The following is an 11,172-nucleotide window of genomic DNA, read 5'->3' as shown; positions in this document are numbered from 1 at the left end:
GTCTCACCGCTAAGACCGAATCCCGAGTGGCCATTGACTACGCTTTCGGAAGATTTTTTTGAGAAATTTTTTACCCGCCCTCGCCCGAATCAGCTCAGCAGCACGATTCCACCCGGCAATCGCTGCAGTTTTGCGCCGAACGCACGCCCCAATCCCAACAGCGCCTCATTCATCTGATCGATGCGAAAGCGACCGCTGAGCTGTTTCTGGCCCAAGGCCGCGTTCATCAAAATGATGCGGCCGGGCCGATATCGATTGATTTCTTCCACGGCTTCGATGAGTGGCGTACCGCGGAATTCGACGATGCCGCGCTGCCACTCCGAGGCTAGCTGCGGATCGACTGCAGCAATCTGGCTCAGTCCCGCAAGATCATAGCGCACGCGCTGGCCAGATCGCAGGGCCACCACGTCGGTTCCACGTTCAATCCGCACCGCGCCCTCGAAACAGGTCACGCTGACCGGGGACCGCTCGCCGCTTGCGGTGTAGCGAACGTCGAACCGGCCGGATTCGGTGGTCGTCCTGCCGTCTGCCGCCAGGACCACGAGCGATCGCGCCAGGCGCGTCGATATTGCAAACGACGCCTCGCCGGAGAGCAACTCGATGCGATCTTCGATTCCTTCCGCGGGACGGATGGCCAGGCTCGTCTGCGTGTTCAGGCCGATCGCCACGTCGCCAGCGAATGTGACATGGCGTTGCTCGCCGGTGCCGGTGCGGTAATCCGAATTCAGTTCGGACAATGACGGCCAAAGTCCGAACGGCGGGTCGAGCACGCCGTAGACCGATACCGCGGCAAGTGCCGCGACGCCGCCGCTCAACACCGCGCGACGGCTCATCCTGCGGCGCCGTCCCAGCGCATCGAGCTTGGCTACAAAGCTTTCATCCGGATCCGACAGAGCATGGCCGGCGGCACCGGCCGTACGCCATAGGCGCTTCGCCTCCAAAAAGGCGGCTTCATGGAGAGGACTGCGGGCGCGCCAGAGTTCCAGCGCCGCCAGGTCTTTCGGCGTCATGTCTCCGGATGTGAGCTTCTGCAGCCAGTCGACCGCTTCCCGCTCTACCGGATCCAGACCTGGATGTGCCTTGCTCATCTCGATGCTGCGCCTTTCGCGGCTTCTTCCGTGAGAACGCCGGCGACGATTGCTGGAATTCTTGCCTCTAAGACGATTCTCGGCGACCGGAAGTGCACGCTCAACCCTTCAATTCCTTATAGCGCGCCAGACAATGTTCGAGTGCCAAGCGGAGTTCTTTCGCGACGAGCTGCCGGGAGATTCCGAGCCGGTCGGCGATTTCCTGGCGGGGAACATTGCCCACCCGCGCAGCCAAAAAGATCACCCGTCGCCGCTCGGGGAGTTCGTCGACGATCGCCTCGAATGCCTCCAGGTCAGACCGCGCCAACATGGTTTGCTCAGCCGTCGGCGCATCGTCGGGCAGCTCAAGCAGGCTTTCGATCTCGATGGCAGATATGCGTTGACGCCGCTCCATCCGGCGGCGATCCTCTGCCACGTTCAACGCGATTCGGAAGAGATAGCTGCGCGGACTTTGAACGGCGCCAATCGATTCCGCGCGCGACAGGCGCAACCACGTGTCCTGCATGGCATCGCCGGCGAGATCGGCCGAGCCGAGGCGTTGAGTCAGACGCGCCTTGAGGTCGTCATAGCGATCGACAAACAGGCGGCGGATGATCGTCAAGGCGTTCTCGGTCATGGCCGGGTCCCGGCCGATCGGAGGTTGGGATCGGGCTTGCCGCAACCCTGCACCACGCCGGGCCCTTGCGGCACGATCAAGATCAAGACCGGCTGCAGGAAGCCCGCCGGCGGCGGCTCGTTGAACCGCACGCTGCGCAAGGTCGCATCAATCCGCTCATCGGTATCCGGCGTGCCGGTGGACCCGATACGTTGGGATCTCTGGACGGCACCATCTGGCGCGATCCAGAACACGGCGGCGAAGCGATACCTGCCCGGACGCGCGCCGCCCGATCGGCAAAGAGCATCCGCAATGCTCGCCTGAATCTGTCCATAGTAACGCCGATGTTCTGGCGATCGTGTTTGCTGCGCCGCCTGCTGAGTGGCGAGCGGTTCTGGCAACAGCACGAAAGTCGTCTCGGCGACGAACTCGGCAGCCAGACCGGTGCCAGACAGGAGCTTTCGGAGCGCCTCGTCCGGCGCAAACACGCCCAGGACATCGCCGGAGAGGCGGCCGGCCGCAAGGCTCGTGTCGTAGAGGGCGTCGCGTCCGGTCGCATCGACATAGCGACTGAGTGCGGCGGTGAGCGGTTGCGAGGGGATATTGAATTCGATCGGCGCATTCGCTGGCCTTGTCTGAGCCGCGGCCATGTCGATACCCGCAGCCATGCCCGCGACGGCCAACGCGCATGCCCAAGCTGCCAGCCGCCTATTGGCCGACGCAGCGACAACACGCTTGGCGCGATCCGGTCTGAGTTCGGCTTGGGCCGATCGAAGCATCACCACTGTCCCCGCCCACGCAGATCAGGACAGCCGTTCCAGCTTCCCAGCGCTACGACCTGCCCGCCGACGGTCCAAATTGCGCGTCAGCGCACATCCCAAGCCAACGCGCGGCGGACGCTAGTGACGTAATATTACGGTTTGACGACAACCGAAGCCGTCACGTGTCCGGCTTCGCCGCGACAGAGGCCGGTTTCCAGGTCCCCCGTCGTGTCCCATCTCGGTATCCGTGTCGACGATCCAGCCCAGGCACATGGATGCCCGCCTCAGTCACTCACGCGAGACTCGCGAGTGGCAATTCGGTGGTCGACTTGATCTGCTCCATCGTGAACATCGATGAGACGTCGTGCAGGTCGATCTTTGCGATCAATCGTTGATAGAGATCGTCATAGGCGCGAATGTCGGACACGACGGCTCGGATCAAATAATCGACGTCGCCGCTCAAGCGATAGAAATCCACGACCTCCGGAAAACTCGTGACGATTTTCCGGAATTTCTGCGCCCACTCCGCATTGTGTTGGTTGGTCTTGACAGCGATGAAGACGCTGACACCAAGGTTCAGCTTTTCCGCGTCCAATAGCGCCACCCGGCGTTTGATGTAGCCGGAGCTCTCAAGCTTCTGGATCCGCCGCCAGCAGGGCGTCGAACTCAACCCGACCCGCTCGGCAATGTCCTGCATCGAGAGGCTGCTATTCACCTGCAGCGTTGCCAAGATCTTGCGGTCGAAGTCGTCGAGCATGCAAACCTCCGAATCCAGGAGGGAAAAGAATGTTTTGGTTGTCATGAACCTTGTTTGAAGAATGTTATTGCCATACGCGCGCTGCGGCTAGCATGAACTTTCATCAGACGCTGTACAATCTCGCGGCAGCGTGTAGCGTCCCGCCGCGAGCCAGGCGCCCTCATAGGAAATCTGCTGATGAAAAGGCTGCCAGGCGAGGCATCGGACGGCTAAAGCGGCCAATCCTTGCCTGTTCCGGCGGCAGTGCGGCTTACAGCCGCTGGCCGCCGCTGGCGTCGATCTGTTGGCCCGTGACCCAGCCGCCGTCGTCGGACGCCAGGAACGCGACGACCTTGGCGATATCGGCCGGCTGGCCGACACGTCCAAGCGCAATCGAATTGGCAACCGCGCGGCTGGCGACGGGGTCGCGCGCGTTGGCGTTCATGTCAGTCGCAGTGGCGCCTGGCATCACGGAGTTCACCGTGATTTGTCGCCCGCCAAGATGAACGGCGAGCAGCCGACTCAACGCCTCCAGGCCCGCTTTTGTCGGCGCATAGGCTGCCATGGCCGGGTAAGCGGCGCGCGTTCCCATCGACGAAATGTTGATGATGCGGCCACCGTCGCGGAGATGGGGCAACAGAGCCTTAATCAGGAAGAACGGCGATTTGAGATTGGTCTGCAACAGAAGCTCAAAATCTTCTTCCGTAATCTCCTCGATCGTCGCACGCTTGCCGACACCAGCATTGTTGACGAGGATATCGAACGCTGTCTTGCCGTATCGCTCGGTTAGTTCCGCGGTGAACTTCGCGGCAAGCGCCACGGCACCGCCACGCGCCGATAGATCGGCCTGCAGTGCAAACGCAGCCCCACCGGCAGCGACGATCGCGTCGACAACAGCGCGCGCGGCACCCTCGGCAGAGTGATAATGAACCGCAACGATCGCACCGTCTTCTGCAAGCTTGAGTGCGATCGCCTGCCCGATGCCCCGGCTGGCGCCGGTGACCAATGCAATCTTGCCTGCCAGCGTGCTCACGCCGACCAGCCTTTCGCCGCCTCGAGCTGGCGGGCGCGATCAATCAGCGATTTGCGGTCGATCTTGTTGGTGCCGGCCCAGGGCAGTTCGTTGACGAACTCGATGCGGCGCGGATGCTGGTAAGCCGGCCCATTGGCGATCGTGAATTTGCGGATATCGTCCGCGGTCGGCTTGGCGTCGGCGCGGGTGACGATGAAGGCGACCGGGACCTGGCTGCGCTCCTCGTCCGGCAGCGGCACCACCGCCGCCTGCTGCACCTGCGGATGACGTTCGAGCAGCTTCTCGACCTCGCCCGGATAGACGTTCTCGCCCGAGCAGACGAACATGTCGTCGGCGCGGCCGACGAAATAATAGAAGCCGTTCCCGTCGCGACGCATCACGTCGCCGCTGTAATACCAGCCATCGGTGATCGCCTTCGCCGTCTGCTGCGGCAGATTGTGATAATGATCCATCAGCGCAGGATTGCGCATCAACAGCACGCCCTCATTCTCGGTACCATTGATGAGCTTGACGGTCTCGGGATCGATAGGATAGCCGAGCGCGAGCGGCGGCGTTGGAATGCCCTTTGGATGCGGCCCGAACACCGCGGGCCCGGCTTCGGTGGTGCCATAGCCGATGGAGAGCGTGACGTTAGGCAGAACCTGCTTGATCTTGTCCCACAAGCCCATCGTCATCGGCGCCGAGCCAAGCATCAATCGCCTGACGGAAGTGATGTCGTTCTGGGCCAGCAGGTCGCGCTCCTTGACCACCCGTGCCCACATGGTGGGGACGGCCGTGGCCGCGGTTGCCTTGTATTTGGCGATCGCCTCAATGTAGCTCCTGGTTTCGAACGATGGCAGCAGCACTACGGATGCGTTGGTCGCAAAGATTGTCTTGGTCGCGAACAACCCATTCATGTGAAACAACGGCTGCGCGATGATGTAGCGCTCGCTTTCGTTGAGCGCGCCGCTGGTTCGGGTGGAGAGCGCCCAGAGCTGACCGAGATGCGACAACGGCACGCCTTTCGGCCGGCCGGTCGAACCGGAGGTGTAGAGCATCTGGCCCACTTCGTCCGGCCCGGCCACGACGCTGTCGAAGGACTCGAAGGGCTTTATGCTCGCGGCAAAACCGTTCGGCCCAGCGTCGTCGAAGTCGATCACCGGAATGCCCTCGCGCACCTGATGGCGGTTCGCAGCGTCGACAAAGGCGAGCGCGATCTTGGCGTCGTCCATCACATAGTCGATGGTATCGCGCGCGACCTTGATATTGACGGGCACCGCGATACAGCCCGCGCGCATGATGCCGAAATAAGCCGCGACATATTCGGCGCGATTGAATGACAGGATGGCGATATGCGTACCGCGGGAAAATCCGCGGTCTGTCAGATATTTTGCGACCCCGTTGGCGAGCTGATCGACCTGTCGGTGGGTATAGATCCTCGGGCCACCGGGCAAAGCGAGATCGATGATCGCTTCCTTGTCCAGATTGCCCCTGCGATCGATCAGATAGCCCAGATTGTGCCAACGCATCGGCAGAACTCCGTCCTTCGTATCAGCTAACTGGCCGCACTCACTGCCCGCGGCAACTCGGCGGGCTGCTCGAGCAAGTCGTAATGGCAAGCCACCATTCGGCCGCCGGACACCTTTCGCAGCGTAGGCCGCTCCTTGCCGCAGCGCTCGCGCGCCATCGGGCAGCGCTCATGGAAGCTGCAGCCTTGGGGTGGATTGAGCGGGCTTGGCAGTTCGCCCTGCAAGACCTGCTTGGCCCGGCCGCGCGCCAGTCGTGGATCGGCGATCGGCGCCGCCGCCAGCAGGGCAAGCGTGTAAGGATGCGCCGGCTGCCGCCAAATTTCTTCACCGCTGCCGCTTTCGACGATGCGGCCGAGATACATCACGATCAGACGATCGGAGATGTGTTCGACCACCGAGAGGTCGTGGGAGATGAAGAGAAAGGACACGTCGGTCTGCTGCTGCAGGTCCTGCAACAGATTGATCACCTGTGCGCGGACGGAGACGTCCAGCGCCGATACCGGCTCGTCGCAGATGATGACTTTCGGCCGCAGCGCGAGCGCACGCGCAATGCCCACGCGCTGGCGCTGGCCGCCGGAGAACTCGTGCGGATAGCGGCGCTCGGCATCCGCCGGCAGGCCGACCTGCCTGATCAGCTCGGCAACACGATCGCGAATGTCACGGCGCGACCAGCCGGCAACGCTGAGCGGTTGGCCGATGATGGTGCCGACGTCATGGCGCGGATTGAGCGAGCCATAGGGATCCTGAAAGATCATCTGCATGTTCTTGCGTAGGGACTTGAGCTGCCCGCTCGACATGCTCGTGATGTCCCGCCCGTCAAGCACGATGCGGCCGTCGGAGCTCGGGACCAGCCGCATGATCGCCTTGCCGAGGGTCGACTTGCCGCAACCGGATTCGCCGACCAGGCCGACGGTTTCTCCGGCTTCGAGCTCAAAGCTGACGTCGTCGACCGCGCGCACAGTGCCCTGCGCGGTCTGGTACTGAACGCAAAGGCTACGTACGGACAACAGCGGCATGTCGCGACAGCTCCTCTTCGGCGGCGAAACACGCCGCAGTGCGTCCCGGCAATAGCGACATCAGGTCCGGTCTCTGCGCGCGGCAACGATCGAATGCGTCGGGACAGCGATTCTGGAAGGCGCAGCCGGCCGGCAGGTCCGACAGCGGCGGCACGCTGCCGCCAATCTCTGCCAGGCGGGTGCCGCGCCGACGCGTCGCCGAAGGCGTGGCACCGAGCAAGCCGCGGGTGTAGCGATGCAGTGGCCGCTCGAATAGCGCCTCTACCGGCGCCTCCTCGACCTTGCGGCCGGCATACATCACCACAACGCGGTCGGCGGTCTCGGCCACGACGCCGAGGTCGTGCGTGATGATGATCAGCCCCATGCCCGAACTCGCTTGCAATTCCTTGAGCAAGGCAAGGATCTGCGCCTGGATCGTCACGTCGAGCGCCGTGGTCGGCTCATCGGCGATCAAAAGCTTCGGCCCGCAGGCGATCGCCATCGCGATCATGACGCGCTGGCTCATGCCGCCCGACATCTGATGCGGAAAATCGTTCAGCCGTCGCTCGGCATCGGGGATGCGCACCTGGCGCAGCAATTCGACGGCGCGGGCATGCGCCTCGGCACGCGAGACGTCATTGTGCTGCTGAATCGCCTCGATCAATTGGTCGCCGATGGTGGTGACCGGATTGAGCGAGGTCATCGGATCCTGAAAGATCATCGAGATGTCCTTGCCGCGGACTCGCCGCATCTCGCGATCGGACAAGGACGTCAGCTCGCGGCCCATGAAACGCACGCTGCCGCCGACGACCTTCGCCGGCGGATTTGGCAACAGCCGCATGACCGCGAGCGCGGTCAGCGATTTGCCGCAGCCAGACTCGCCGACAATCGCTACCGTCTCGCCCGCCGCCACCGTCAACGACAGCCCATCCACCGCCGGCAGCACGCCGCGGCGCGTGAACAGCGACACCTTCAGCCGGTCGATCTCGAGAACCGGGCCGTTGCCAGCCGCCATGTCAGCGATCCCTGAGTTTCGGATTAAGCGCATCGTTGAGACCATCGCCGACCAGGTTGAGCGCCAGCACCGTGAGCATGATCGCTAGTCCCGGCACGGCGCAGATGTACCAGGAGGTGCGGATCAGGGTCCGGCCATCGCCGATCAGCCGCCCCCAGCTCGAGACGTTGGGATCGCCAAGCCCCAGGAACGACACCGCGGATTCGAACAGCACGGCGCCGGCTATCACGAGCGAAGACAGCACGATCACCGGCGGCAGCGCATTTGGCAGGATCTCGCCAAGCATGATGCGCAAGTTTCCCATGCCCATGGCGCGGCAGGCCTGGACGAACTCACGATCGCGCAGCGCCATGAATTCCGCCCGCGTCAGTCGCGCAATCGGAGTCCATGTAACGATACCGACAGCGATCGTGACATATTCAATCTTCTGGCCGAGGATCGAAACGATGGTCAGTACGAAAATCAAATTCGGAATGGTCTGGAACAGCTCGGTGAAACGCATCAGCATTTCATCGACCCAGCCGCCGAAGTAAGCGGCGGTGGCGCCGATCGTGATCCCGATCAGCGTCGCGGTAAGGCTCGCGCACAGTCCGATCAACAGCGTCGTGCGCGCGCCGTACGCGATCATCGCCGCGATGTCCCGGCCAAGCGAGTCGGTGCCTAACGGGTAGCGCGAATTGACGAAGGGCCAGATCTCGGGACGGCCGACGATGCGCAAGGGGTTGCGCGGGAACAGCCAAGGCGCCGCCAGCGCGACGCCGATCACGACAATGACGAGCAGAAGGCCGATCAGCGCGGCGCGGTTGCGCGCGAAGCGACGGCAAAAATCGATCCCGAGCCTGAGCATCCGCCTACCTCGCCCGGATGCGCGGATCGAGCCGCAGATAGAGCAAATCAACGGTTGCGTTGGCGACCGCCACGAGCAGCGAGCCGAGCACGAGTACGCCAAGCACCATCGGAAAATTCCGGCTCATCACGCTGTCGAACAACAGGCTGCCGATGCCGGGCCAACTGAACACGGCCTCGATCACGACGGAGCCGCCCAGGATGGTGCCAAGCTGCAGGCCGAGCAGCGTCACGATCGGAAGCAACGCGTTGCGCATGACGTGGGCGACCACGACGCGTGCCGGCGAGAGCCCCTTGGCGCGCGCGGTGCGGACGAAGTCGAGCCGGAACACTTCCAGCATCGAGGCGCGCATCACCCGCGCATAGGTGGCGGCATAGAACAACCCGAGCGCCGTCGCCGGGAGCACCAGATGGTGCATGACATCGAGCGCATCGGCGAACGCGCCGTTCCCGGCTCCGATCGTCCGCATGCCTCCGACCGGAAACCAGCCGAGTTTGACCGCGAACAGCACCGTCATCATGATGCCGAGCCAGAAGCTGGGCGCGGCGAAGAAGAACACTGCAGCAAGCGAGATCAAATTGTCCCAGATCGTGTTGACTCTGACGGACGCCAGCACGCCCGCCGTGACCCCCACGAGCAGTGCCACCGAAGTCGCCGCCAGCATCAGGATCACGGTGGCCGGCAACTGGTCCATGATCACGTTGAGTACAGGTGCGTTCTGCCGGTAGGAGAAGCCCAGATCGAGCCGCATCACCGACCAGATATACTTGGCAAGCTGCACCCAGGTCGGCTGGTCGACGCCGTAGGTGTGACGTAGCTGATCCAGCATCGCCGGATCGGAGATCTGCTGCTCGGCGGTCATGACGTCGAACAGGCTGCCCGGCGCGAGGTGGATCAGCACGAAGTTGAGCACGATCACCGCCAGAACCAGCGGGATTACCTGAGCCAATCGGCGAAGCACGATGCGGTTCAAGTCGGTACTCCCTTATCTAGCGATCGAGCCAGAGTTCAGCCCAGCTTTCCCCCATGAAGTCGGCGGTAGCGGAGTGATTGCGGACGTCGGATCGGACAATCGTCACCGGCTCCAGATCGACCATGGGAAGCAGCGGAGCCTCTATCGTGGCCAGGCGATCGAAATCCTTGGCCAGCACGATGCGCTTCGGCTCATCGGTCTCGACCGTCATCTTGGCAACGATCTCGTCGAGCTTCGGATTGGAATAGCCGGTCGCGTTACGGAACGCGGCGCCCTTCACGATGCCGTCTGTGGTGTAATATTGCGTCGTGCTCGGGATCAGCTCGATGCCACCCGAGTTATTGGAGATCGCGACGTCATAGTCGTAATCGCTGTAGATCCGCTTGAGCGAGGTGGCGCGATCCGGCACCGCGAGATCCACGGCGATATCGAGATCCTCGAACGCCTGCTTCACATATTGGCCGATCTTGATGTTCTCCTCGAACCAGCCGGCCGAAACCAGGCTGAGCTTGAAGCGCGAGCCGCCCTTCACCGGAAATCCCGCGGCATCCAGCATCTTCCCTGCTTTCTTGACGTCGAACGGATAGTCCTGGACGTCCTTGGTGAAGAAGATCGTATTGGAACTGTGAACGGCGCCGAGCGAGGGACGCGCACGGCCGAAGAACACGGTGTCCGCAATAAACTGCCGATCGATGGCCTGCATCAGCGCTTGACGCACCTCGCGCTTCTTGAAGATGTCGCGGCGCTGGTTGAACTCGATGGTGGTGACCCAGGCCGAGTTCGCATATCCCTTGGTCTCGGCGATAATCTTGCCACCGGAGGCCAGCCGCGCGATATCCGGCATCGGGATCGGATTGAAGGTTCCGATGTCGAGCTGCCCTGCCTCAAACGCAGCCGCCCGTGACGCCGGATCGCGCCACCAGCGAATGACCAGGCGGTCGAGATACGGCAGTCCCGGATTCCAGTATTTCTCGTTGCGCAGATACTCGACATGACTGCCACGCACCCATTCCTTGACTTTGAACGGGCCGGTACCAATAGGCGCGTTATTGATCGGATTGGTGATGATGTTGCTGCCGGCGTAGATGTGCTTTGGAATTACCAAGCCGGATTTGCCGGCCAGCACAGATTTGAGGAAGAATTCAGGGACCGGGGCCTTGAACTTCAGCACCACGGTGAGCGGGTCGGTAGCCTCCGCGCTTTCGAGCGCATCGAGAGAGACGCCGGCCGAGATCGGCTTCCAGTACTGCATCGCGTTGAAAACGACATCCTCGGCGGTGAACGGATTGCCGTCATGCCAGGTGACGCCCTCGCGCAGCTTGATCGTATAGCTCTTGAAGTCGGCCGATGGCTTGATGTCGACGGCCAGCACCGGCTCGAACTTCAGATCGACCGTCAGCCGGATCAGGCGCTCCAGTACCTTGGTCGAGGTGAAGTATGGACTTGAGCCGCCGCCCGGCGGCACGAACAGGGATTGCGGCTCGAAGCCGCCCCAGGTGCCGATCAGCGTACCACCACGCTTTGGCGTTTCCAGCCCAGCCAGCGCAGGTTCGGCCATGCTTGATGCGAGCGCGGCACCCGCCGTGGTGATCAGAAAGTCACGTCTCGAAAACCTGCTCAT

11 protein-coding genes are annotated in these 11,172 nt (G+C 62.7%); all 11 read right to left on the bottom strand.

Annotation, left to right across the window (positions count from 1 at the left end; translation table 11 throughout):
• Positions 1–89: 89 nt before the first annotated feature.
• The 11 genes from OZ411_RS22695 to OZ411_RS22645 all read right to left on the bottom strand — a co-directional run bounded on the left by OZ411_RS22695 (position 90) and on the right by OZ411_RS22645 (position 11,172).
• Positions 90–1,088 (bottom strand): DUF4880 domain-containing protein, encoded by a 999-nt coding sequence (locus OZ411_RS22695; RefSeq protein WP_282529728.1) that lies wholly within the window; start codon positions 1,086–1,088, stop codon positions 90–92.
• Positions 1,089–1,188: 100 nt separating this feature from the next.
• Complete coding sequence (locus tag OZ411_RS22690; protein WP_130578613.1) at positions 1,189–1,704, bottom strand: sigma-70 family RNA polymerase sigma factor; 516 nt, start codon at positions 1,702–1,704, stop codon at positions 1,189–1,191.
• Positions 1,701–2,351 (bottom strand): STN domain-containing protein, encoded by a 651-nt coding sequence (locus OZ411_RS22685; protein WP_282529727.1) that lies wholly within the window; start codon positions 2,349–2,351, stop codon positions 1,701–1,703. Before OZ411_RS22685 ends, OZ411_RS22690 begins: the two co-directional genes overlap by 4 nt.
• 385 nt (positions 2,352–2,736) lie before the next feature.
• Positions 2,737–3,201: an Lrp/AsnC family transcriptional regulator gene (locus OZ411_RS22680; protein ID WP_130578615.1), complete on the bottom strand. Its 465-nt coding sequence runs from the start codon at positions 3,199–3,201 to the stop codon at positions 2,737–2,739.
• A 250-nt stretch (positions 3,202–3,451) separates the two neighbouring features.
• Positions 3,452–4,213: an SDR family oxidoreductase gene (locus OZ411_RS22675; protein ID WP_282529726.1), complete on the bottom strand. Its 762-nt coding sequence runs from the start codon at positions 4,211–4,213 to the stop codon at positions 3,452–3,454.
• Positions 4,210–5,721, bottom strand: a complete 1,512-nt coding sequence (locus OZ411_RS22670; RefSeq protein WP_282529725.1) for a class I adenylate-forming enzyme family protein — start codon at positions 5,719–5,721, stop codon at positions 4,210–4,212. Before OZ411_RS22670 ends, OZ411_RS22675 begins: the two co-directional genes overlap by 4 nt.
• Before the next feature lie 26 nt (positions 5,722–5,747).
• Positions 5,748–6,737 (bottom strand): dipeptide ABC transporter ATP-binding protein, encoded by a 990-nt coding sequence (locus OZ411_RS22665; RefSeq protein ID WP_282529724.1) that lies wholly within the window; start codon positions 6,735–6,737, stop codon positions 5,748–5,750.
• Complete coding sequence (locus OZ411_RS22660) at positions 6,715–7,731, bottom strand: ABC transporter ATP-binding protein (RefSeq protein WP_282529723.1); 1,017 nt, start codon at positions 7,729–7,731, stop codon at positions 6,715–6,717. The genes OZ411_RS22665 and OZ411_RS22660 overlap by 23 nt, the downstream gene beginning before the upstream one ends.
• A 1-nt stretch (position 7,732) precedes the next feature.
• The gene (locus OZ411_RS22655) at positions 7,733–8,578 is read right to left on the bottom strand and encodes an ABC transporter permease (RefSeq protein WP_282529722.1); all 846 of its coding nucleotides are present in this window, start codon (positions 8,576–8,578) and stop codon (positions 7,733–7,735) included.
• A gap of 4 nt (positions 8,579–8,582) precedes the next feature.
• Positions 8,583–9,551, bottom strand: coding sequence for an ABC transporter permease (locus OZ411_RS22650; RefSeq protein ID WP_282529721.1), 969 nt, complete (start codon positions 9,549–9,551; stop codon positions 8,583–8,585).
• A 16-nt stretch (positions 9,552–9,567) separates the two neighbouring features.
• A complete protein-coding gene (locus OZ411_RS22645; protein WP_282529720.1) occupies positions 9,568–11,172 on the bottom strand; it encodes an ABC transporter substrate-binding protein in 1,605 nt (534 codons plus the stop codon).

It is taken from the genome of Bradyrhizobium sp. Arg237L, assembly GCF_029990105.1.
Lineage (GTDB): Bacteria > Pseudomonadota > Alphaproteobacteria > Rhizobiales > Xanthobacteraceae > Bradyrhizobium.
The sequence above is the reverse complement of the archived record's forward strand: the minus strand, read 5'-3'. Positions and strand labels throughout refer to the sequence as shown.